The organism is Natrinema salaciae, from assembly GCF_900110865.1.
Taxonomy (GTDB): domain Archaea; phylum Halobacteriota; class Halobacteria; order Halobacteriales; family Natrialbaceae; genus Natrinema; species Natrinema salaciae.
In genome coordinates this window covers 539,196-561,436 of sequence record NZ_FOFD01000004.1, presented here as the reverse complement: position 1 = coordinate 561,436, position 22,241 = coordinate 539,196, and the positions used below count along the sequence as shown (strand labels likewise).

Genomic DNA, 22,241 nt, shown 5'->3' with positions numbered 1-22,241 from the left:
GTCTCTCGGCCGTCTTCGTCCGGCTTCGATCGAGCGTCCCGACCATCCCTAACCAGTATGGACACGGCGCTATTGGGCTCCCGTTCGTACCCCCATTCACGGCGATTCCGGTTCCCGCCGGCGTACCGACGGCGACCGTCGACCCGCTCATGACCGTTCCGCTCACGTACTTCGGCATCCACCTCGCCTTCCTGCTGCCGCCAATCCTGATTCTGGGGTGGCTCGCGTTCCGGCGCGATCGCGCCTGGTGGGGCGTTCGCCCCCTCTCGGGACTCGGCATCATGATCGTCCTCGCCGTCGTCTACACGACGCCGTTTACGAACCGCCTCATCCCCGCCGGCGTCTGGTGGTACGGGGAGGGTGCCGTCCTCGCGACCGTCTGGCACACGCCGATCGAGGAGTACCTCTTCTTCGTCCTCCAGCCGATACTGACCGCGCTCTGGCTGTTTCAGGTGAGACCGACCGCCGATCGGTCGCTGGCGATTCCCCGCACACACCGACTGCTCGGCGTCGCCGGCGGGCTGGCGATCGCCGTCGTCGGCCTGGTGCTCCTCGGCGACACCGCGACGTACTATCTGGGCTGGCTATTCCTCTGGGCCGGGCCGGTCCTCGCCGTCCAGTGGGGGTTCGGGTCGACGTTCCTGTGGGACGCCCGCCGGTCGCTACTGGTCGCGATCGCCGTCCCGACGCTGTACCTCTGGCTGGTCGATCGGATTGCGATCGAACTCGGCGTCTGGGTCATCTCCGACGCGCACACCACCGGATACGCGCTCCTCGGGCTTCCGATCGAAGAGGCGCTGTTCTTCCTCGTAACCACTCTCTTCGTCGTCCAGGGGATCACCATGTACATCTGGGTGCTCGATCGAATCGACGGCGTTTCGGCGTGGACGAGCGCGTCTCCGCAGTTCCCGACGAGTTCCGATGACCGGTGATACGACCGATCGGCGCGCCGATGGCCGAGCGAGCGCCGAGAGCCGATCGCGGGCCGCTCGGCTGAGCCTCGGCTTCGGCTCGCTGCTCGCCGTCGCCGCCGTGGCGACGATCGCGTTCGGTTCGCCGCCGCTCGTCTACCAGTACGTGCCGCTGGCGCTCAGCGTCCTCGTTCTCGGACTCCCCCACGGCGCCGTCGACCACCTCGTGTTACCGCGGGTCCGAGACGACCCGGTGACGCCGCGATCGCTCGCGTTCGTCGGCGTCCTCTACCTGCTCCTCGGGTGCGCCTACGCCGTCGTCTGGTTTCTCGCGCCCGTCGCCGCGTTCGTCCTGTTCGTCCTCGTCACGCTCGTCCACTGGGGGCAGGGTGACGTCTACGCGCTCCTCGAGTTCGTCGGTGCCGACCACCTCGAGACGCGGGCCAGCCGGCTGCTCGCCCTCCTCGTCAGGGGCGGCCTCCCGATGCTCGTCCCGTTGGTCGCCTTCCCGGCGCAGTACGCGTTCGTCGCCGAGACGCTCGTCGGATTGTTCGACCCCGGCGCGGCGACCGCGCTCGACCCGCTCTTCGAACCGGCGGTTCGGACGGCCGTGACGATCGGGTTCGGGTCCCTGATCGCGCTCTCGGTCCTCCTCGGAGTCCATCGAACGAGCCCCGGCGAGCGGTGGCCGTGGCTCGTCGACGCCGCGGAGACGCTGGGTCTCGTCTGCTACTTCGCCACCGTGCCGCCGATTCTCGCGATCGGTCTCTACTTCTGTTTCTGGCACTCCCTCCGGCACGTCCTCAGAACGATGCTCGTGGACCCCGTCGCCAGCGCGGCCCTCGAGCGCGGGGCGATCCGGACCGCCGTTTCCCGCTTCGCCCACGACGCGGCGCCGTTGACCGTCGCCGCGCTGGTCGTCCTCGTCGGTATCTGGATCGCCGTCCCGCGGACGCCCGCGACCGTCGCCGACGTCCTCGCGGTCTATCTGGTCGGGATCGCCGTGCTGACGCTTCCGCACGTCGTCGTGGTCTCCCTGCTCGATCGGGAAGCGGGGATCTGGTCGCTCTGAGTCGTGGTAGCGGCCGCTCGCGCACCACTCCTCGAAAAATCTGCACGGAAAAGCCGCTCGCTCACGTCGTTCGCTCGCGGATCGATCGTCTACGACGGGACGACCGTCACCGGGTCCTTGCGGTCGATCGCCCACTCGAGTTCCTCCGCGACCGCGCTCTTAGGCGATACCTGATCTGGCTACTATAGTTGACCGAATCCGGCGTCGCGTCGCTTTATTCCGGTACGGTGAACGCATCGAGACTCGTCTCCTGGACACTGCTCCACCCGATTGCGACCGTGTCGCCCGGGTTGATGTTCTCGATCGTCGCTGTGGCACCGTCAGTGATCTCCGTCTCGCTCCACGGCTGTATCGTCCGGTCCGGTTTCGGCCCGGATTCTCGCTTCGAGCCCACCGCGTCGACGATCCGCTCCCGTTGTTTCCACTCCGGTGCGATGTAGACGCCACCGTACACATGTGCGCTGTCCAACGGGAACTCGTCGGCGTACGTTATCTGCAGCGAGCGTGACTCCTCGTCGTAGTCGTACTCGAACGTGAGAGCGTTTAGCACGGTCCGTTCTGGACTGCCGTTCGTGTCCCGGTCGTGGACGAGCCTGATCTCCATCAACGGCTCGGAGTCCGCCTTCCGAACGAAGATTTCGTCGCCTTCCTCGATCGTTTCCTCACCGTCAGCCCAAATCTCCGGATCGTACGGAGCGCCGTCGACCTTGAGTGTGAGTTCCTCGACGGGCGTTTGGTCGCCGCGAACGATCGGAATGACGAACCGTTCGGCGCTGGCATCGTATCGGCTCTCTGAACCGAGATCCGGACTGTCGTGTGTACGAGCGCGCCGGCGGTCAGCGAGATCGATAGTGGTGTCAGCGGAGACCACTGCCCCATCGGAGCGAACGGTCGGGCGGCCCTCGATCCCATCGCTCTGTCGGATCGTCGATTCGAACCGGTCTTTGAAGTCGGTCGTGATGATGGACTCGTCCGTTACCTGCACGAAATAATGCCGCTCGAGGCGATCGTCGTCCAGTAGTCGCTTCCCCTTGCCGATGGTCACGGCGGTGTCGGTGTCGATACCGAGCGGTTCGGCTATGTCTCGTGTCGCGGGTTCCACCCACCGGCTGTCGTATCCGCCGAGCCTTGCCAGCCCTTGCTCGAGTTCGGGATGCGTCGCGAGCAGGGTGTCCGTGTCCTCACGGCCGGCAGCGTCGACGACCGTTTCGATGGCCTGTTCGTTGCTGCTGTGTATCATGAACCCGTCAGTGAATGCAGCGGTCCGAACACCGGGTCCGGCGGTGTCGAGTTCGTACAGTGACAGGCCGTTTCGATCGCTGACGTGCTGGTCGTCCGTATAGGAGTCGGTGGAGATCTCGCCGGTCACTACTCGGATCGGGAGACCGTCGACCGGGGTGATCTCGACGAGCCAATCGATGGCCGAGAGTTCGTCAACCGGTGCGAAGTACTGGTAGTTCACGGCTGTCTGTACCGCTGTGACACCATCGAATACGCTCGGTGTTACTGCGTGAACGCTCTCCACGTCGCCGATACGTTCCGGAAGCAGTGACAGGGGATCGGCGAGGGCTGAGGACAACGACTCCTCATCACTGTCCGGTTTCTTGTCGGGACCCGATTCGTCCGTCTCGTTCGTCAGACAGCCCGCGATTCCGAGCGGAAGGAGGGAACTTGTTGCTGTCAGCAACCGTCGACGGCGACAACGCGTCATGCGATAAATGTATCACATTAAATGTAAAAGCATTGCGTAAATGCTCGTCGAAATACGCTCCGAGAACGCTTTGCTTGCTGAGTCATCACTCACTTCGTCTGCGCACGCGGATTCCGTGCCGCTCGCCCGGTCCGCGAGACCGCTACTCTCGTACTACTCGTAACGACCCGCAAAACGCCGCTCACTCACTCCGTTCGTTCGCGGGTCGATTCTTTACGACGGGACGACCGTCACCGGGTCCTTGCGGTCGATCGCCCGCTCGAGTTCCTCCGCGATCGCGCTCCCGCGCGACACCTGGATTTCGCCGCCGCGGCTTACCGTCGCGGTGAAGAGGTAGTCGCCAGCGGCCTGGACCTCGACGGTCTCGCCGTGGTTGCCGTCGACGGGAATGACGATGTGTCGTGAGGTGATCTCGGGCTGGACCATCTGGCCGGCTTGCGATCCGCCGGAACCGCCGCCACCGCCGTTCGCGCTCGCGCCGCCGGCACCCCCGCCCGCGCCGTAGTTGGGGTTCTCGTCGTGCGTGCGCACGTCGATATCGATCCCCAGCCGGTTCTCGACGTCGGTGATGCGGCCGCCGCCCTTCCCGATGACGCTCGAGATGTCGTCGTCTTCGACGTAGACGACGGCTTTGTCCTGGCTCTTGAGTTCGACGTCGACGTAGCCGCGGGCGATCGAGCGGATCTCGCGCTCGATCTCCTGTTTGGCGATGCGGTCGACGCCGGACTCGTTGGCCGGGCCACCCTCCTCGTCTTTCAGCGGGACGGTGACGACCTGTCGGTTGAAAGTGTAGATCTCGTACTCGGGCTCGCCGGTCTGGAAGTTCGTGACCTGAATGACCGGCCGAGCGAGGTCCTCCTCGGTGAGGCCGGCGGGGACCTTGACCTCGGTCTTGACGTCGTAGACCGTCTCGACCTCGCCGGCTTCGATGTAGACGACGGTGTCGACGACCTGCGGGATCATCCCGAGTTCGACCCGTCCCACGAGCCGCTGGAGGGCGTCGATCGGTCGCGTCGCGTGGACGACGCCGATCATGCCGACGCCGGCCAGCCGCATGTCCGCGAAGACCTCGAAGTCGTCGGTCTTTCGGACCTCGTCGTAGATCGTGTAGTCCGGCCGGACCATCAGCAGGGCGTCGGCCGTCTTGGCCATCTCGCCGCCCAACTCCGTATACTGGGTGATGTCGGGCCCGACCTGCAGGTCTCGCGGTTTCTCCATGGTCTTGACCGAGTAGTCGTGATCGGAGATGTAGCGGGCGACCGCCTGCGCGAAGGTCGACTTCCCGGCCCCGGGCGCACCCGAAATGAGGACGCCGCGCTGGCGTTCGAGCAGCCGCTCTTTCAGTTCGTCGGCGTGCTCGTAGTCCTCCATGTCGGTCTGGGCGATCGGCCGGACGGCGGTGATCTCGATGCCGTCCGAGAACGGCGGGCGGCCGATGGCGATCCGATAATCGCGGAACTGGACGATGTTCATCCCCGGCTCCGACAGCTCGATGAAGCCGCCGGAGGCCTCCTTGGCACCCTCGACGATCTCGCGGGCGTACTCGTCCATCGTCGCCTCGTCGATGGGGTCGTCGGCGATCGTCTCGTAACGCATCTCGCCGAGTGCGCCGCGTTTGGCCTTCGGCACGGCGTCGGCCTTGAGGTGGACGCTCATCGTCTGATCGTCGAAGAACTCCTCGACGGCCAGCGTGCCGATGTCGCGGACCTCCGGGGAGACGTACTCGACGTCGAGCCCCTTCGCCTGCGCGACCTCCGACTGGACGACGTCGCTGGTGATGAAGGTCGCGTCCAGCTCCTCCGCGAGGTCCCGGATCACGGCGTCGATCTCACCCTCGGAGGCGTGGCCCCGCTCGATGGCGTTGGGCCGCTCCCCGACGTACTCGAGCTCGACGACCCCGTCGTCGGCGAGGTCGGCCAGCCGCTGGAGCTCTTCGAGGCCATCCCAGCCGCTGTCGATCCCGTCGTTCGCCTGCGCCTCGAGTTCCGCGACGACCGCCTCGGGCACGCAGATCGTCGCTCCCTCGAACTGCCCGTCTTCGATAGTCGCCGAGACGCGGCCGTCGATGACCACGCTCGTATCCGGCACGACGTTCATACGTAAACTGGTTCACGTACGCCTATAAGGGTGTTCACAGCAGCGCCACGGGAGCCGTTTGCAGCCCGCACATCGCACGCCGTGTGTTGACTCCTGTATTCCTATTCGGCGGGAATACTCACGAAAGGTAATTGAGCGGCCGAACACGTTTCCCACATGCAACCGCAGCAGACGTTCGGTCGCGGGGGCCTCAACGGCTTTCTCGATGTCGACGACCTCGTCGACCGCATCGGACTCGACGAGGACGAAATTGCCTGGCGAAAGGAGTTCATCGGCTTCGATGAGGTGGATGAACGACGGCTGTCGGACCTCCAGCCGCTGGTCCGGGCCAACGCGGAGACGATCGCCGACGACTTCTACGAGAACGTATTGCGCTACGAACAGACCCGGGCGATCGTCGACCGATCGCCGAAAGACGTCGACGCCCTCAAACAAACGCAGCAGGCGTATCTCGTCTCGCTCGCGGCCGGGGAGTACGATCGGGAGTTCTTCGAGAATCGGGCGCGGATCGGGAAGCTCCACGAGCTACTGGACATGCCCCTGAAACAGTACATCGGACAGTACGGCGTCTACTACGACCTGATCCTGTCACGGCTGAACGAACGGATCCAGCAACGGGTCATCGATGCCATCGAGGAGTGGGTCGACGACCGCGACGCCGAGGTGGAAGACGGCAGCCTCGAGCGGCTCGCCGGTGCACTGGGGATCGGCGGCGGAACCGAGAGCGACGAGGACGGTCTCGAGGAGTCGTTCGAAGCCACGGTTCGCCGCACCATCGACGACGGGATGATGGACGTCCTCTCGCTGTTACGGATCATCAACCTCGACATGCAGATCGCGACCGACACGTACGTCGACTCCTACGCGCAGCGGCTCGAGGATTCCATCGAACGCCGGAAGCGACTCGCTCGCGAGGTCGAAGACGACGTGCAGGGGCCGATCGCCGAACTCCACGACTCGAGCGAGGTCGTCGCGCGACGCGCCGAGGCGATCAGCGACCACACCGAATCGCAGGCGGCCGGAATCACGCGGGCTGCGGGCGAACTCAACGACATGAGCGCCGCCGTCGAGGAGGTCGCGAGCGTCGCCGACGAGGTCCGCGAGGAGAGCGACCGCACCGAGCGACTCGCCGCGTCGGGCGTCGACGCGGCCGACGACGCCCTGGACGAACTCGAGGCGATCGAAGCGGCGACCGACCGCGTCGCCGACGCCGCCGACTCCCTGGCCGATCGGACCGACGAAATCGACGACGTCGTCGACCGGCTGGACGACCTCGCGGAGCGGACGTCGGTGCTGGCAGCGAACGCCAAGATCGAATCCTCGCGATCGGACGGCAACGGCAGCGAGACGATGAGCGTCATCGCGAACGAAGTGCGCTCGTTCGCCAGACAGACGAAAGCCGACCTCGCCGAGATCGAAACCGCCGTCGAAGCGGTCCGAGAGGACGCTGCAGCCACGGTCGAAACGACCGAGGAGACGGTGGCTCGCGTCGATGCCGGGACGGACCGCGTTCGGGAGACGGTCGACTCGCTCGAGGCGATTCACGACTCGGCTCGAGAGACCGCGTCGGGCATGGAAGACGTGGCGACCGCCGCCGACCAGCAGGCCCGCGGCGTCGAGGTGACGGCCGAGACGCTCGAGGATCTCTCGCAGTCGGCCGATACGGTCGCGAGCGCTGCGGAGTCGGTCGCGGCGGCGAGCCAACAGCAGACGGCCAGTCTCCGCGAGGTCCGCGAGTCGGTCGCGCGGCTGACCGACGACGAGCCCACCGACGACCCCCCGGTCTACGAGCGGCTCGGCTGATCGGCCCCGTCGCCGACCGACCGCCGACGGACTGAATATCGCGGCCCCCGATACGTCGGCTATGTCCCTCGTCGACTTGACACGCGATCTCGTTTCGATCCCCAGCCACGAGGACGAGGCCGCAGCCGGCGACTTCCTCGAGGCGTGGCTGCGACGCGAAACGGACGCCGACGTGACTCGAGATTCGGTCGGCAACGTTATCGCTCGAAAGGGGACGGGCGAGGAGACGCTCGCGTTCGTGGGCCACCACGACGTCGTCGAGCCGGCCGCGTCGCAGGTGGCGGACGGGAGCGGCGACGATGCGACCGAATACGCCGTCGAGGAGCGAGACGGCCGTCTCTACGGACGCGGAACGGCTGACATGAAGGGCGCAGTCGCGGCCGCGCTGCTCGCCTTTCGGGACGCCGACCCGGCCGGCGAACTCGTCGTTGCGAGTTTCGTCGGCGAGGAGATCGGCGGCGTCGGCGCGCAGTACGCGATCGACGGCGGATTCTCCCCGGACTACGCCGTCGTCGGCGAGGGATCGACGAACTACTCGGGGCAAGACGTCACCGACGTCGCCGTCGCCCACAAGGGTCGGCGCGGAAGCACGATAACCGCCCACGGCACCGCCGCACACGCCAGCGAGGCCAACGCCGGCGAGAACGCCATCTACCGCGCGACCGCGGCCGTCGACCGCGTTCGCGACCTCGAGCGCCCGTCGGTCGACGCGGCGGGCGAGCGCCTCGAGGGCCGACTCACCGTCACCGAGATCGAGGGCGGGACCGCGATGAACGTCGTCCCCGCCCGCTGTACGTTCACGGTCGACGAGCGGACGGTGCCCGGCGAGCGCGCCGCGCTCGAGCGAGTGGCGGCACTCGACGGAATCGAGTGGACGGTCGATCAGGACCTGCCGGCGATGCGGTGTACGGACGAGGCGTTCGCCGAGGCCGTTCTCGAGGCCGCCGACGGTGTGCAAGACGGGGACCCCGAACTCGTGACGAAACCACACGCGACCGACGCGGGCTGGCTCTCCGCGGCCGGCACGGAGTGTGTGATCTACGGCCCCTCCGAACCCGGCGAGGCCCACACCGACGACGAGAGCGTCTCGATCGGCGTCCTCGAGCGGTGCCGCGAGACGTACCGGCGGGTCGCACAGCGGTGGCCGACGGCGGGGTGACGCCGTCGGGGCAGTTCGGCCGCGACTGACCGCTCTCAGACGCCGGGGACGCCGACCGCGCCGAAGCCGGTAATCCCGAGCACGGCGAGGACGTACAGCGCGATCAGGACGGTGACCCACGCGACGAGGCCGATCATCGCCGCGGCGGTCCAGTCGCCGGGGTACCGCCAGTTGATGACGCCGATGTACGCGGCCAGGACGAGCAACGGTCCGAGGAGCGGAATCCAGCCGACGAGGAAGCCGACGACCGCCCAGACGATCGCCCCGATCAGCGCGGTGACGATGGCGTGATCGTAGTCCCCCCGTCCGACGATGACGCGCGCTCCGGCGTAGATGCCGAGCGCACCGATGAGCAGGCTCACGACGAACACGACGGCTGACGCGATTGGTGAAGCGAGGGCCATAGCGAGCCGACGTACGTCAGATCGGCCGAATAAGTCATTGCTTGCACGTTCGACATCGTTCTCATATCCGAGCAATTTCGCCGGGATGGCCACGCTCGATGTCGACGAGCCGGCGGACGGACCGTCTCGAAACCCGATACGTCCGCGACGCGCTCTTCGCCGTCGATCGGCCGCCGACTCGAGGCGTCCGGAACCACGACGTTGATACCGCTGCCGAGCGAACGATCCGTCTATGGCGACAGATCAGGCCCAGAGCGACGCGAGCGAGGGCGACACCTACGACCAGTTCGAAGCGCGCGTCCGACGCATCTCGAACGTCGGGAACGCCGCCGGCATCCTGCGGTGGGATCAGGAGGTCGTGATGCCCGACGAGGGGACGCCGGCCCGAGCGCAACAGCTCTCGACGCTCTCCTCGCTCAGCCACGAGCTCCTGACCGCCGACGAGACCGGTGCGTTGCTCGACGAACTCGAGTCCAGCGACCTCGAGGGCGACCGGGCGGCCGTCGTCCGCGAGGTTCGCCGCCAGTACGACCGAGAGACGAGCGTCCCGCAGGACCTCGTCGAAGAGATTTCCGCGACGGCGTCGAACGCCCACCCCAAGTGGAAGCAGGCCAAGGCGGACGACGACTTCGAGCACTTCGCGCCGACGCTCGAGCAACTGGTCGACCTCAAACGGGAGTACGCCGAGCACATCGATCCCGACGCCGACCCCTACGCCGTGCTCTTCGCGGACTACGAGCCATATATCGACCTCGAGACGGCCGAACGGGTCCTCGAGCGGCTCCGCGAGGAACTCGTCCCGCTGATCGACGCGATCGACGACAGTGACGCCGACCTCGCCACCGACGCGTTCGCGGGCGCGTTCGACGACGACGACCAGGAGGCGCTGGCCCGCGACGTGCTGGACTCGCTGGGGTACGACTGGGATCGGGGCCGCCTCGACACGGCACCCCATCCCTTCTCGTCGGGCACGCAGTTCGACGCCCGCGTGACGACCCGGTTCGAGGAGGACGACCTCCTGGGATCGATCACCTCGACGATCCACGAGTTCGGCCACGCCAACTACACGCTCGGCCTCCCCGACGAGGGCTACGGGACGCCGCTCGGCGAGGCGCGCGACCTCTCGGTTCACGAGTCCCAGTCCCGTCTCTGGGAGAACCACGTCGGCCGCTCTCGCCCCTTCTGGGAGCATTTCCTCCCGATCGCCCGCGAGCGCTTCCCCGAACTGGCGGACGTCACGCCCGCGGAGGCCTACGAGGCGGCGAACCAGGTCCACGACGACAACCTCATTCGCGTCGAGGCGGACGAACTCACCTACCACCTCCACATCGTGATCCGTTTCGAGATCGAGCGCGATCTGATCCGGGGCGACCTCGCGGTCGAAGACGTCCCCGACGTCTGGAACGACAAGTACGAGGAGTACCTCGGCGTCCGCCCCGAGACCGACGCGGAGGGCTGCCTGCAGGACATCCACTGGTCCCACGGCGACTTCGGCTACTTCTCGACGTACTCGCTGGGGTCGGTGCTCGCGGCGCAGCTGTACGCAGCCGCTGAAGCCGACCGTGGTGCGTTCGACGACGAGATCCGCGAGGGCGAGTTCGACGAACTCAACGGCTGGCTCCGCGAGAACGTCCATCAACACGGCAAACGATACGTCACGCCCGATCTGATCGAACGGGCCACCGACGAGGAGCTGACCGCGGACCACTTCCTCGAGTACGTCACGTCGAAGTACGGTGAGCTGTACGACCTCGAGGACTACTGAAGGGACCGCGATCGGCCGCGGACGGCCCGGCGATCGGTCGGCGATTTCGCCTACCGTCGTATAAAACGAGGTTGGGACTGCAGGGGCCGGACTCTCCCCGTGCCGGCCCCCTCCCACGAGTATGCGAGTCTCCATTCCCGGCGCTCCCGGCATCTACTTCGACACCGACGCGGAGTCGACGGCGATCAACGTCGCGCTGACCGCCGCCGGTCGGCGGGCACCGAAACCCCAGGGCTACGCCATTCAGGCCCTGCCGTACCTCTGGTCGTTCGACGTCGACCTGCAGGAGGTCCCCACCGACCACCCGATCCAGTACCTCCATCCCGAGGGCGCGCGGAGCCTGGGCGACCTCTCGCCACAGCGCGGCGTCCGCGAGGCCGGCACCGAACTCGAGTCCGTGCTGCGGTTCGTCTGGTCGGTCAACCAGGAACTCGAGACGGCGACCACCCGGCTCCTCGGCTCGAGCGGCGGCGAGGACGGGGTCACCATCGAGATCCAGGACGGGGCCATCAGCGCCGACGGCTCGGCACTCGAGACCGACGAGTTCGACATCGACGAGACAGCAGTCGGCGACACCGACGGCGACGAATTCGGGTTCGACGAATCCGACTCCCGCGGTTTCGACAGCGGCGACGAACTGTGACTCGCCACCGATAGTGCCGTCGAAGCGGCTCCCGGCGATCGGTACGGGTTCGGGCCGTGAGACCGCCAGTAACCGCGTACGACACTGGTCGTTCGACCGTCTTCGGTGCTGCACTCCGACGGTTCGCGATGCGCTCGCCGCTGGGCGCGGGTCTCGAGCGACGTTCGGACGGAAGCGGTATCGTGTCGCGTTGGTTGCCGTTGGCTCTGTTGAAATCCGTAGAAGATGCTGGCTTCGGAGTTCACTGCGGTACGTACAGACGAAGGCGGTACCAGAGCAGCCCTTCGATAATTCAATATCTGACAAAAACACCCTGCTGCATACGGAGTGTGTCTGCAGCAGCGCATCAACAACAGGCCGGCGTATACTCGGTGAGCCGCTTACCGCCTTCGTTTCTACCCAGGAACAGGTAGGGACAACCAGCAGGATTATCCCCGTCCCCCCGATACCAGATGGACAATTAGGTCACGCCCAACGTCGATCCCCACTGACGAAAGGGGCGATTGCGGGGAACGCGGTAGCTGCCCCACGCGTTCCGCAGTAAAGGACCTCCCGAGGAATGACAAGAGAGAATACAAGATCGGACACAAGCGACCGATCTCAGACCAAGAACACCTCAAGGAAGCAAGCGACTCTTCGTGAGGAGGTGACTGGCGTACGCCGATTGATCCGCGCCATTGACAGGCATCGGTGGATGCGCGCCGTTAGTGGGCGATACTCCATCGTGCTCCTCGGGGGCCTGCTGATCGTCCTCGCCGCCGCGTTGGCGTATACGTTGACCTCGAGAAACGCGCCGCCGTTCGACATATTTATCGCCTTCAGCTTATCCGCTGGTTCAGGAGCCATCCTCATCTACTCCTCGTCCCAGTTACCGGATACCGACATCGATCCTCGCTACTATCCGGTTATCGGTGTTTGGTGTGTCGGTAGCGTTGTCGTGACGGCCACGACTCTCTGGCTCTATCACGTCCAGCCAGCCGCCGGAAACTTGACCGACCCCCCTCGCGTCATCCTCAACCTGGCTTCACTCGGTGGCATCGCTGGGTACGCTATCGGCTTCCACGACTCCCGGGCGAGAACGCGCGCAAGCGAACTCGAACGACGCAATACGGAACTGGGGCGAGCCCGAGAAAACCTCGAAGAGTACGAGCGGATCGTCGAAACAGTCGACGACGGCGTCTACGTCCTCGACGAGGCAAGGCGGTTCCAGCGGGTGAACGACGCGTTCGTCTCGATGACGCACTTCGACCGCTCGGAGCTTCTGGGGACCTACGCCTCGGCGGTGTTCGGGACAAATTTCGAAGACATCGACGCGGAGGCGCGGCACCAATTCGAGTCCGGCGAGACGGATGTCGCCTCGTTCGAGGAGGAGATCTACACAGCCGAGGACGAAGCGATCACCGTCGAGAGCCGGCTCAGGCAGTTTCCGGTCGAGGGCGGGTGGGGTCGTGTCGGCGTCGTCCGCGACATCACCGAGCGCAAGCGGATGGAACAGGAGCTTCGCGAGAGCGAACGCCGATTCCGACAGCTCGCCGAGCACCTCGACCAGGTCGTCTGGATGACGACTGCCGATCAGCAGGAGCTCCTTTACGTGAACCCCGCTTACGAGGAGGTCTGGGGAGTGGACCGCGAAGACCTCTACGAGAACGCCACGGCTTGGGCCGAGACGATCCATCCGGACGATCGGGAGCGGGTGCTCGAGGAATTCCACAAACAGGTGCAAGACAGGCACGAGGCCGAGTACCGGATCGTTCGGCCCGACGGCGAGGTTCGGTGGATCCACGATCGGGCTACCCCTATCTACGACCAGAACGGCGACGCCTATCGAATCGTCGGCGACGCGAACGACGTCACCGAGCGCAAGAAACGCGAGCAGCAGTTAGAGCGGTTTGAGCGGATAGTCGAGACCGTCAACGACGGGGTGTACGCCACCGACGGCGACGGCCACATCGTCTTCGTCAACGACGCCTTCGTCTCGATGAGTCAGCACACCCGGGAGGAGTTGCTGGGCGCTCACGGTTCGGTCTTCTTCGGCGAGCGTTTCGTGGACACGGACGAGGAGGAATGGTGCGAACTCATCGACGGTGAACGCGACTCAGTCGAGTTCGAGACGGAAATCATCGGGCCGGATGTCGAGGTCCGCGTCGTACACAACCGGTTCGTCCCCCTCGAAATCGATGACGAGATGGGGCGGGTGGGCGTCACCCGCGACATCACCGAACTGAAGGAGTACCAACGAAAGCTCGAGGAGTCCAACGAGCGACTCGAACAGTTTGCCTACGTGGCCTCCCACGACCTCCAGGAGCCCCTTCGGATGGTGTCGAGCTACCTCCAACTCCTCGAAGGTCGATACGCGGACGAACTCGATCAGGACGCCGAGGAATTCATCGAATTCGCGGTTGATGGTGCCGAGCGGATGCGTGAGATGATCGAGGATCTGCTCGCGTACTCGCGGATCAATACCGAGGCCGCACCGCTCGAACCCACCGATTGTGGTGCGGTCATCGAGAACGCGCTCAGAAACCTCGAGCGACAGATCGAAGAGAACGACGCCAAAATCGACATCGGATCCTTGCCGACGGTCCCGATCGATCAGAATCAGCTCGAACAGGTGTTTCAGAACCTCGTCTCGAACGCCATCAAGTATCACGGCGACGATCCCCCGGAGATCGAGATCAGCGCCGAACGTGACGGTGGGAAGTGGGTGTTCCAGGTAGCCGACAACGGCATCGGGATGGACCCTGAGCAGACCGACCGTATTTTCGACGTGTTCGAGCGGCTTCACACCGCCGAGGAACACTCGGGAACCGGTATCGGGCTGGCGCTGTGTACGGAGATCATCGACCGACACGGCGGTGATATCTGGGTCGAGTCCGAGCCGGGTGACGGATCGACATTTTACTTCACCATTCCGGATGCGAATCGGTCACGTGATCCCGGCGATCAGTCCACCGGACAGACCACGACAGCGGAGGGAATCGACGACTGATCGCCGTGAACCAGCCGAGATTCTGCTCGTCGAGGATACCCTCGGGGACGTTCGACGAACACGGGAGGCGTTCGAGGATGAACGGATCAGCGACGACCTTCGGGCCGTCACGGACGGGCAAGCGGCATTGGATTTCCGTTACGTGGAAGACGCGAACGCATACCTCACCAGGCCGGTCAGCCCCGACGCGTTCACCGACCGCATCCGAACGCTCGAGGAGTTCTGGCTTGCAGTCGTCCGTCTGTCATCAACGAACGAGTAACGATACGGCGCAGGCGCGCGAAATCGAGGCAACAGTATCTTTGAGAGGGCTGCAGGATACGTGCCTCGTATTCAGCACGACTTCGTCAACAGCTCTGGGAGGTATCCAACCGTCACCGCTGCGTTCGCACGTGTAGCGAGCGTGCGTTTCACGCTACGATATCTCTGAACAATTGGATTTCAACGGAGCCTTGCTGTTCGTCCCGTCGTGATCGGGCTCGGTATCGAATTCCGGTCACGGGAACCCCGCCGAACCCGTCTCTTCGATAACACTTTATCCGCGCATCCGAATTCGACGACCATGACCGCCAGACCAACTGGTCTTCGCGCGCGAATGGTTGCTGCCCTCCTCGGACTCGCGGTCGTCACACTCGGGCTGCTCGTGGGAGTCTGGGCCGTTTTCTACGGCGTTCTCTCCTTTTTCGGGCTCGCGTTTGCATCCCGGATCGCGTTCGTCAGCACCGCCGTAACGCTGTTGTCGATCGGCTATCTCGAGTACAGACACCTCGAGACGATCGAGCGGCTCGCGGACGCCCAGCCGGTGGACCGAGAGACGGCTCCGGTGCTGTACGAGACGACGACGCGGGTCGCGGCCCAACTCGACGTCCCCGTGCCGACGATCGCCGTCTCGGAGCGGGACGCGCCCGAAGCGTTGGCCGTCGGATTCCGACCGGAGTCAGTTCATCTGGTGCTCTCGCGCGGGGTGATCGACGCGCTCGACGAGCGAGACGAGCTAGAGGCGGTGATCGCACACGAACTCGCTCACGTCAGAAACCGCGACGCGATAGTCGTGACGGCCGTGTCGCTCCCCGTCGTACTCGCCGACGGGCTGCGGTCGCGGATCGATCGGATCGACGACCCCGGGTGGGCCGCGATCGTCACCGTCCCGCTGGGATTGCTCTCGACGGGCGTCTGGATCGTTGGGCGGACGATCACGGCCCGCCTCACCAGAGTCAGGGAACGAGCGGCGGATCGGGCGGCCGCGGAGGTAACCGGCTCACCCGCTGCTCTCGCCAGTGCGCTCCAGCGATTGGATCGGGAGATCGCCGATACGCCGTCTCGAGACCTCCGTGACGCGTCGGGCGTCTCTTCGGTATCGATCCTCTCGCTCGAGCCGGCGGAACCCGAAAAGATCATGCTTGGACCCGAGGGCGACGTCGAACCGTCGCACTGGTCGCTTCGAAGACGACTCCACCGGCTCGAGCGGTTCCTCTTCGAAACGCACCCGCCGACGGACGAACGGATCGAATCGCTGACGGCACTCGAGCGCGAGCAGTAGCCCCGTCGGCCCGATACCGGAGCCGTTACGGCCGACCTTCGCGCCGGGGAGAGCCGAACGGAGCGTCGCGAGTCGGTGTCACGGCACAGCGAACGGTATAACACCCTGGCCCCGCTGGATCGACTCGAGAACGATGCCCCTCCGCGCGTTCCGGATCGCCTACGACGGGACCGACTACCACGGTTTCCAGCGCCAGCCCCAACCCGACGTGCCCACCGTCGAGGACGCGATCTTCGACGCCTGCCGCGCGCTCGACGTTTTAGAGCGCGACGCGGACAAGCCCGCCGGCTACGCCGCCGCCGGCCGCACGGACGCGGGGGTCTCCGCGCTGGCGCAGACGATCGCGCTCGAGGCCCCGGACTGGCTCGCGCCGCGAGCGCTGAACGCCGAACTCCCCGCGGACATCCGAGCGTGGGCGGCCGCCGACGCGCCGGACGGGTTCCACGCGACCCACCACGCGAGCAGCCGAGAGTACACCTATTACCTGTACGCGCCACCGGCCGAAGACGCGGCGGCCGACCCGGATCGCGAGCCGATCGCCCCCGCCGTCGACGACGACCGGTTCCGCGCGGCCTGCGAGGCGCTGTCCGGAACGCACGACGTCCACAACCTGACGCCCGACGATCACAACACCGAGCGCTCGCTGACGCTCGCGACGGATCGGGACGGCGACTATCTCGTCGTCACGGTCAGCGCGGGCGGCTTCGCACGGGAACTCGTCCGCCGGCTCGTCTCGCTCGCTCGCGCGATCGGGACCGGCGAGTCGCCGCTCGCGAAAGTCGACCGCGTCCTCGAGCCCGATCCGTTGCCCGGCCACGAGGGGATCGCCCCTGCACCGCCGGAGCCGCTCGTCCTGACCGACGTTCGCTACCCGGCTCTCAGCTTCGAGATCGACGAGGTGGCGGCCGAGAGCGCTCGAGCGGTGTTCGATCGTCGCCGGATCGACCGACGGACGGGGGCGCGCGTCGCCGGGCGCGTGGCCGACGGGATGCGCTGAGCACCGGTCGGCCCGGCTCGAGCGCGACGGCAAACCGCCGGCGACCGTCGAACCCCGTCCGAGCGCTTTTCACGAGGGCGGACACACGTCGGCGCATGGAACTGTCGCCCGAAGAGTACGGAACCTACTGGCGCGCGTCGATCCGCGTCGCCGCGGGAATCCTCGTGATCTTCTTCGGACTCCGGCTCACGTCGCCGTTGCGGACCCACCCCGAAGTCGGGGCGTCCGCGCTCGGCATCGTTTTACTCGTCATGCTCGTCTTCGTCGGGAGCTTCCTCGCGATGCTGGGCGTCGCTCGCGTCGTCCGGACGGCCGTCGACGCCGAGACCTAGCCGTCGGCGAGCGTGTAACTCGAGCCTGCTCCGGCACCGTCGCCGGGGATCGGTCGGTCAGGGCCAGGAATCGGGCCAGATCCCCGCCGCACGCATGCCGGGCTCGTACGCCTGGTCCCGGAGCCGCTCGCGGAGCGCTTCCCCGTCGATCCGCGGTACGTCTCGGGCCGCGAGTTCGCGGACGAGCAGCGCCGTCAGTATCGCGTGGTCCCGCAGAACTCGCGAATCGACCTTGTCGCGCGTGTCCGCCGCCGTGTGCCCCCAGCCACGGCCGCGCTCGCCGCCCGCCGGCGGCTCGCTGTGGAGTTGCAGTGCCGGCACGCCCGCTCGAAGAAACGGCCAGTGGTCGCTGAACGGGTGCGGCTCCGAATCGTGGACCACGGGCCGATCGACCGCGTCGGTCACGTCGTCGGCCAGCGCCGCGAGGGCCTCGGATCCGTGGGACAGCGCCCGGAGGTTCCGAACGCGCCCCGCGCCGTCGACGTTGACGACCGCATGGATCGACTCGCGGTCCAGCTCGTCGGCCAGCGCCTCCGCACCGAGCAACCCGAGTTCCTCGCAGCCGACGCCGGCGATCCGGACCGACCGCTCGAGCTGGTCTTCGATCGCCGCGAGGACCGCGGTCGCGCCGACGACGGTCGCCATTCCACAGCCGTTGTCCAGTGCGCCCTCGCCGATGTCGTGGGCGTCGTAGTGAGCGAGGACGAGCACCTCCTCGTCCGTCTTCGGGCCGAGCGTGCCGTGAACGTTCTGACTCGAGCCGCCTCGCGTGGTCGCGTCGACGCGAAGTCGCGCCCGCGCGCCGCGGTCGGCGTAGTCGGTGAGCCAGTCGCGGGTTTCGGCGCTGACGCCGACTCCGGGCACCGCGGCCTCGGTGTCGAATTTGAGCGCCCCCGTCGGCGGCAACTGGCCGGGTACGTGGTTGCCGAAGACGAACGCCGCCGCTCCCGCCGTCACGGCGTGCCCGAACGTCTCCATCCGGTGAACGAACCGCTCGTTCGGCGGCGTCGTCGTGCTCGCGACGGCGATGCCGTCCCGCACGTTGGCGTCGTCGATCTCGTCTGGGGTGCCGTATCCGACGTCGACCAGCGGCCCCTCGATGTCGTCCGCCGGCGAGTACGGCAGCGCGATCGCCTCGAACGACCGCTCGATCCGTTCTGCGTCGGTCGCGCCGTCGCCGCCGAAGACGGCGAACTCGGTCGTCCCCCGCTCCCAGTGCTGCATCGGAAACTCGTCGAACCGAACGTCCGCGAGTCCGGCGTCGGCAAGCGCGTCGCGGACGAGTTCGGCCGCCCGGCGCTCGCCGCCGGAGCCGCCCATCCGGTCGGGCAGCTCGGCCAGTCGAGTCAGCAGGTCCCAGGGTCGATCGTCGATCCAGGCCCGACCGATCGCCCGCTCGAGGGCCGGATCGGGATCGCTGTCGTCCATACCCGTCCTTCCGCGTCGATCGAAAAAAGCGGTCGGGGCGCGATCAGGGGTACGAGGGCCGACTCGCGCTTCCGCTCGTCCGTCGGACGAGGAGCGACCTGCGTCACCGCCGAACCGGCGGTCGGAACCGGCGACAAAGATAAACCTTACCTCCGGGGATCGACTCATACGGAGTATGAGTTCGGTATCCGAGCGCTCGGAGATAGACACCGAGTACAAGTGGGACCTCGAGAGCATCTACGCGACCGACGACGACTGGGAGGACGCCTACGAGGCCGTCGCCGAGCGCGTGGACGAACTCGCCGCCTACGAGGGCCGCGCGATCGAGGACGCCGAGACCCTCCTCGCGGTGCTCGAGCTGCGCGACGAGATCATGCGCGAGGTGTCGACGGTCGCGGCCTACGCCCGGATGCGCCGCGACGAGGACACGACGAACCAGGAGTATCAGGCGCTGACGGCTCGATCGCAGTCGCTGGCGGCCGATGCCCAGTCCGAAGCCTCCTTCATCGAACCCGAGCTGCAGGAGCTGACCCGCGAGGAGTTCGACGCGATGGTCGACGAGGAGCCGGCCCTCGAGACCTACGACCACTACGTCGACGACGTGCTCCGGATGAAACCGCACACGCGCTCGACCGAGGTCGAAGCCCTGCTCGCGGATCTGAGCGAGGTGACCGGCGCGACGGGCGAAGTGTACAACATGCTCTCGAACGCGGACATGTCGTTCCCGACCGTCGAGGACCCGGACGGTGACGCGGTCGAGATCACCCAGAGCAACTTCACGAACCTGCTCAAGCGACCCGATCGCGACTTTCGGCAGCGCGTCTACGAGTCGTACTTCGACGAGTGGGAGTCGGTCCGCAACACGGTCGCGGCGAGCTACAAGAACAGCGTCAAAGCCGACGTGAAAACCGCTCGAGCGCGCAACTACGACACCGCGCGCGAGGCCGCGCTCGACGGGCCGAACGTTCCCGTCGCTGTCTACGACACCCTCGTCGATACCGTCCACGACAACATCGACAAGCTCCACCACCACGCTGCGCTCAAACAGCGGGCGCTGGATGTCGACGAGCTGCAGATGTGGGACCTCTACATGCCACTGACCGGCGACGAGGGGCCCGACCTCGAGTACGAGCAGGCGACCGAGTACGTCGTCGACGCGCTCGAACCGCTGGGCGAGGAGTACCAGTCCCGCGTCGCCGAGGGACTCGACTCCCGGTGGATCGACGTCTACGAGAACGAGGGGAAACAGTCCGGTGCCTACTCCGGCGGGACCTACGACACCCAGCCCTTCATCCTCCTGAACTACCAGCACGACATCTCCTCGATGTACACGCTGGCCCACGAACTCGGCCACTCGATGCACTCCCAGCTCACGAAGGACGAACAGCCCTTCATCTACTCGAGCTACGAGATCTTCGTCGCCGAGGTCGCCAGCACGGTCAACGAGGCCCTGCTGACCAACCACCTGCTCGAGACCGTCGACGACACCGAGTTCCGGCGACACGTCCTCAACGAGTTCCTGGAGCGCGTCCGATCGACGCTGTACCGACAGACGCTGTTCGCGGAGTTCGAACACGAGGCCCACCGACTCGAGGAGGACGGCGAACCGCTCACCGCCGATCGGCTGGACGACCTCTACCGCGGGCTCAAAGCGGACTACTACGCACCCGCCGCGATCGACGACCGCATCGCCCGCGAGTGGATGCGCATCCCCCACTTCTACCGGGCCTTCTACGTCTACCAGTACGCGACCGGTATCTCCGCCGCGCTCGCCATCGTCGACGACGTGCTGGAACGCGGCCAACCCGCCGCCGACGACTACCTCGAGTTCCTCCGCCACGGCTCCCGCGAGTACCCCCTCGAACTGCTGCGGATCGCCGGCGTCGACATGAACTCCTCGGAGCCGATCGACCGCGCGCTCGAGACCTACGGACAGCGCCTCGACGAGTTCGAATCGCTGCTCGACTAACCGTCACCGAGCGACGCCCCGCTCGGCCGGCTCGGCCGGGGTCGCCGTCCCCGGCCGATCGACCCTGTCTGTGCAAGGGGAGTGTAGTTGAATCGTCGAGAAATCCCTCCGGGACCCAAAGGCACATTTACTGTCGGAATCCTATCGGCGTACATCAGGATGTCTCGAAGCCCGTCTATTCCCGACCGACCTCACCGCGATATCGACTCAGATCTCCCCGACGACGAACGGCTCGAGGCGCTCCGCGGGCACTACGAGGATCTCGTCGACGTCAACGAGCAGCTGTCCGCCCAGCTGGACGACGCCGAGGACCGCCGCCAGCGCCTCCGGGAGAAAGTCGATCGCGTCGAACGCGAAAACGAGACGCTCAAGAGCTCGTCGCTGTACATCGCCACCGTCGAGGACGTCCTCGACGACGAGCAGGTCATCGTCAAGCAACACGGGAACAACCAGGAAGTGCTCACGGACGTCTCCTCGCGGATCGTCGACCGCGTCGAGCCCGGCGACCGGGTCGCGGTCAACGATTCGTTCGCGATCCAGTCGGTGCTGGACGCCGAGACCGACGCGCGCGCGCAGTCGATGGAGATCACCGAGAAGCCCGAGGTCAGCTACGCCGATATCGGCGGCATCGACGAGCAGGTCCGCGAGGTCCGCGAGGCCGTCGAGCAGCCCCTCGCCGAGCCCGAACTCTTCGCCGAGGTCGGTATCGATCCGCCGAGCGGCGTCCTGCTGTACGGGCCGCCGGGGACGGGGAAGACGATGCTCGCCAAGGCCGTCGCCAACGAGACCGACGCCACCTTCATCAAGATGGCCGGCTCGGAGCTCGTCCGCAAGTTCATCGGCGAGGGCTCGCGGCTCGTCCGCGACCTCTTCGAGATGGCTCGCGAGCGCCAGCCCGCGATCATCTTCATCGACGAGATCGACGCCATCGCCACCCGCCGCACCGAATCCAAGACCTCCGGCGACGCCGAGGTCCAGCGGACGATGATGCAGCTGCTCTCCGAGATGGACGGCTTCGAGGCCCGCGGCGAAGTCCGCATTATCGCCGCCACCAACCGCTTCGACATGCTCGACCGCGCCATCCTCCGTCCCGGCCGGTTCGACCGCCTGATCGAAGTCCCCGAACCCGACACGGCGGGCCGCGAACAGATCCTCGAGATCCACACCCGGAACATGAACATCGCCGACGGTGTCGACTTCGCGGCGCTCGCCGACGACACCGACGGCTACTCCGGTGCCGAAATCGAGAGCCTCGCCACCGAGGCCGGGATGTTCGCTATCCGCAACGACCGCGACGAGGTTTCCCACCAGGACTTCGCCGACGCCTTAGAGAAGATCGAAGAGGACGACTCGAGCGACGTGATCTCGTCGGCCGGCTACTTCTACCAGTAACGAACGTTCCTCTCCGTTCGCTGCTCGCG

Annotated in this window: 17 protein-coding genes; 13 read left to right on the top strand and 4 right to left on the bottom strand. The window is 66.2% G+C overall.

All coding sequences use genetic code 11. From position 1 onward, the window contains the following. The first annotated feature begins 149 nt into the window (after positions 1-149). Together BMX07_RS16280 and BMX07_RS16275 are read left to right on the top strand one after the other, a co-directional pair. A complete protein-coding gene (locus tag BMX07_RS16280) occupies positions 150-932 on the top strand; it encodes a lycopene cyclase domain-containing protein (protein WP_090619971.1) in 783 nt (260 codons plus the stop codon). Further along, positions 922-1,983: a Brp/Blh family beta-carotene 15,15'-dioxygenase gene (locus BMX07_RS16275; protein ID WP_090619591.1), complete on the top strand. Its 1,062-nt coding sequence runs from the start codon at positions 922-924 to the stop codon at positions 1,981-1,983. The genes BMX07_RS16280 and BMX07_RS16275 overlap by 11 nt, the downstream gene beginning before the upstream one ends. Positions 1,984-2,197: 214 nt before the next feature. Here the strand turns inward: BMX07_RS16275 and BMX07_RS16270 are convergent, their stop codons facing one another. After that, positions 2,198-3,694: a hypothetical protein gene (locus BMX07_RS16270; protein WP_090619589.1), complete on the bottom strand. Its 1,497-nt coding sequence runs from the start codon at positions 3,692-3,694 to the stop codon at positions 2,198-2,200. Positions 3,695-3,907: 213 nt separating this feature from the next. Beyond that, on the bottom strand, positions 3,908-5,791 hold the full coding sequence (locus tag BMX07_RS16265) for a PINc/VapC family ATPase (protein ID WP_090619586.1): 1,884 nt from the start codon (positions 5,789-5,791) through the stop codon (positions 3,908-3,910). Between the two features lie 156 nt (positions 5,792-5,947). Between BMX07_RS16265 and BMX07_RS16260 the strand changes: the two genes are divergently transcribed. Both BMX07_RS16260 and BMX07_RS16255 read left to right on the top strand, forming a co-directional pair. After that, entirely contained in the window at positions 5,948-7,594 is a 1,647-nt protein-coding gene (locus tag BMX07_RS16260; protein WP_090619583.1) for a globin-coupled sensor protein, read from the top strand. A 61-nt stretch (positions 7,595-7,655) separates the two neighbouring features. After that, positions 7,656-8,753 carry a M20 family metallopeptidase gene (locus BMX07_RS16255; protein WP_090619580.1) on the top strand — a complete coding sequence of 366 codons (1,098 nt, stop codon included), beginning with the start codon at positions 7,656-7,658 and terminating at the stop codon, positions 8,751-8,753. Between the two features lie 35 nt (positions 8,754-8,788). Here the strand turns inward: BMX07_RS16255 and BMX07_RS16250 are convergent, their stop codons facing one another. Next, positions 8,789-9,157, bottom strand: coding sequence for a hypothetical protein (locus BMX07_RS16250; protein WP_090619578.1), 369 nt, complete (start codon positions 9,155-9,157; stop codon positions 8,789-8,791). A 232-nt stretch (positions 9,158-9,389) separates the two neighbouring features. On the opposite strand from BMX07_RS16250, the gene BMX07_RS16245 reads away from it, so the two are divergent. The 7 genes from BMX07_RS16245 (at position 9,390) to BMX07_RS16215 (ending at position 17,423) form a co-directional block, all read left to right on the top strand. Next, positions 9,390-10,922 (top strand): carboxypeptidase M32, encoded by a 1,533-nt coding sequence (locus tag BMX07_RS16245; RefSeq protein ID WP_090619575.1) that lies wholly within the window; start codon positions 9,390-9,392, stop codon positions 10,920-10,922. Between the two features lie 121 nt (positions 10,923-11,043). Beyond that, complete coding sequence (locus tag BMX07_RS16240; protein WP_090619572.1) at positions 11,044-11,565, top strand: hypothetical protein; 522 nt, start codon at positions 11,044-11,046, stop codon at positions 11,563-11,565. Positions 11,566-12,124: 559 nt separating this feature from the next. After that, the gene (locus tag BMX07_RS16235; RefSeq protein ID WP_090619569.1) at positions 12,125-14,554 is read left to right on the top strand and encodes a PAS domain S-box protein; all 2,430 of its coding nucleotides are present in this window, start codon (positions 12,125-12,127) and stop codon (positions 14,552-14,554) included. Next, a complete protein-coding gene (locus tag BMX07_RS16230) occupies positions 14,481-14,816 on the top strand; it encodes a response regulator (protein WP_245742136.1) in 336 nt (111 codons plus the stop codon). Before BMX07_RS16235 ends, BMX07_RS16230 begins: the two co-directional genes overlap by 74 nt. Positions 14,817-15,116: 300 nt before the next feature. Beyond that, complete coding sequence (locus tag BMX07_RS16225; RefSeq protein ID WP_175480174.1) at positions 15,117-16,094, top strand: M48 family metalloprotease; 978 nt, start codon at positions 15,117-15,119, stop codon at positions 16,092-16,094. 133 nt (positions 16,095-16,227) lie between these two features. Further along, positions 16,228-17,091 carry a tRNA pseudouridine(38-40) synthase TruA gene (gene truA, locus BMX07_RS16220; RefSeq protein ID WP_090619564.1) on the top strand — a complete coding sequence of 288 codons (864 nt, stop codon included), beginning with the start codon at positions 16,228-16,230 and terminating at the stop codon, positions 17,089-17,091. Positions 17,092-17,186: 95 nt separating this feature from the next. Further along, positions 17,187-17,423 (top strand): hypothetical protein, encoded by a 237-nt coding sequence (locus tag BMX07_RS16215; RefSeq protein WP_090619562.1) that lies wholly within the window; start codon positions 17,187-17,189, stop codon positions 17,421-17,423. Between the two features lie 57 nt (positions 17,424-17,480). Here the strand turns inward: BMX07_RS16215 and BMX07_RS16210 are convergent, their stop codons facing one another. Continuing rightward, positions 17,481-18,851, bottom strand: coding sequence for a M28 family metallopeptidase (locus BMX07_RS16210; protein ID WP_090619560.1), 1,371 nt, complete (start codon positions 18,849-18,851; stop codon positions 17,481-17,483). Between the two features lie 175 nt (positions 18,852-19,026). Between BMX07_RS16210 and pepF the strand changes: the two genes are divergently transcribed. Together pepF and pan2 are read left to right on the top strand one after the other, a co-directional pair. Next, positions 19,027-20,820 carry an oligoendopeptidase F gene (gene pepF / locus BMX07_RS16205; protein ID WP_090619558.1) on the top strand — a complete coding sequence of 598 codons (1,794 nt, stop codon included), beginning with the start codon at positions 19,027-19,029 and terminating at the stop codon, positions 20,818-20,820. A gap of 159 nt (positions 20,821-20,979) precedes the next feature. After that, the gene (gene pan2, locus BMX07_RS16200) at positions 20,980-22,212 is read left to right on the top strand and encodes a proteasome-activating nucleotidase Pan2 (protein WP_090619555.1); all 1,233 of its coding nucleotides are present in this window, start codon (positions 20,980-20,982) and stop codon (positions 22,210-22,212) included. The last annotated feature ends 29 nt before the right edge of the window (positions 22,213-22,241 follow it).

What these genes read in the sequence shown, in the direction of transcription:
- BMX07_RS16250 (WP_090619578.1), bottom strand. Translation starts at nt 9,157, where the DNA reads ATGGCCCTCGCTTCACCAATCGCGTCAGCCGTCGTGTTCGTCGTGAGC.
- BMX07_RS16235 (WP_090619569.1), top strand. Translation starts at nt 12,125, where the DNA reads ATGACAAGAGAGAATACAAGATCGGACACAAGCGACCGATCTCAGACC.
- BMX07_RS16245 (WP_090619575.1), top strand. Translation starts at nt 9,390, where the DNA reads ATGGCGACAGATCAGGCCCAGAGCGACGCGAGCGAGGGCGACACCTAC.
- BMX07_RS16265 (WP_090619586.1), bottom strand. Translation starts at nt 5,791, where the DNA reads ATGAACGTCGTGCCGGATACGAGCGTGGTCATCGACGGCCGCGTCTCG.
- pan2 (WP_090619555.1), top strand. Translation starts at nt 20,980, where the DNA reads ATGTCTCGAAGCCCGTCTATTCCCGACCGACCTCACCGCGATATCGAC.
- BMX07_RS16240 (WP_090619572.1), top strand. Translation starts at nt 11,044, where the DNA reads ATGCGAGTCTCCATTCCCGGCGCTCCCGGCATCTACTTCGACACCGAC.
- pepF (WP_090619558.1), top strand. Translation starts at nt 19,027, where the DNA reads ATGAGTTCGGTATCCGAGCGCTCGGAGATAGACACCGAGTACAAGTGG.
- BMX07_RS16280 (WP_090619971.1), top strand. Translation starts at nt 150, where the DNA reads ATGACCGTTCCGCTCACGTACTTCGGCATCCACCTCGCCTTCCTGCTG.
- BMX07_RS16210 (WP_090619560.1), bottom strand. Translation starts at nt 18,851, where the DNA reads ATGGACGACAGCGATCCCGATCCGGCCCTCGAGCGGGCGATCGGTCGG.
- BMX07_RS16260 (WP_090619583.1), top strand. Translation starts at nt 5,948, where the DNA reads ATGCAACCGCAGCAGACGTTCGGTCGCGGGGGCCTCAACGGCTTTCTC.
- BMX07_RS16270 (WP_090619589.1), bottom strand. Translation starts at nt 3,694, where the DNA reads ATGACGCGTTGTCGCCGTCGACGGTTGCTGACAGCAACAAGTTCCCTC.
- BMX07_RS16225 (WP_175480174.1), top strand. Translation starts at nt 15,117, where the DNA reads ATGACCGCCAGACCAACTGGTCTTCGCGCGCGAATGGTTGCTGCCCTC.
- truA (WP_090619564.1), top strand. Translation starts at nt 16,228, where the DNA reads ATGCCCCTCCGCGCGTTCCGGATCGCCTACGACGGGACCGACTACCAC.
- BMX07_RS16215 (WP_090619562.1), top strand. Translation starts at nt 17,187, where the DNA reads ATGGAACTGTCGCCCGAAGAGTACGGAACCTACTGGCGCGCGTCGATC.
- BMX07_RS16275 (WP_090619591.1), top strand. Translation starts at nt 922, where the DNA reads ATGACCGGTGATACGACCGATCGGCGCGCCGATGGCCGAGCGAGCGCC.
- BMX07_RS16230 (WP_245742136.1), top strand. Translation starts at nt 14,481, where the DNA reads ATGCGAATCGGTCACGTGATCCCGGCGATCAGTCCACCGGACAGACCA.
- BMX07_RS16255 (WP_090619580.1), top strand. Translation starts at nt 7,656, where the DNA reads ATGTCCCTCGTCGACTTGACACGCGATCTCGTTTCGATCCCCAGCCAC.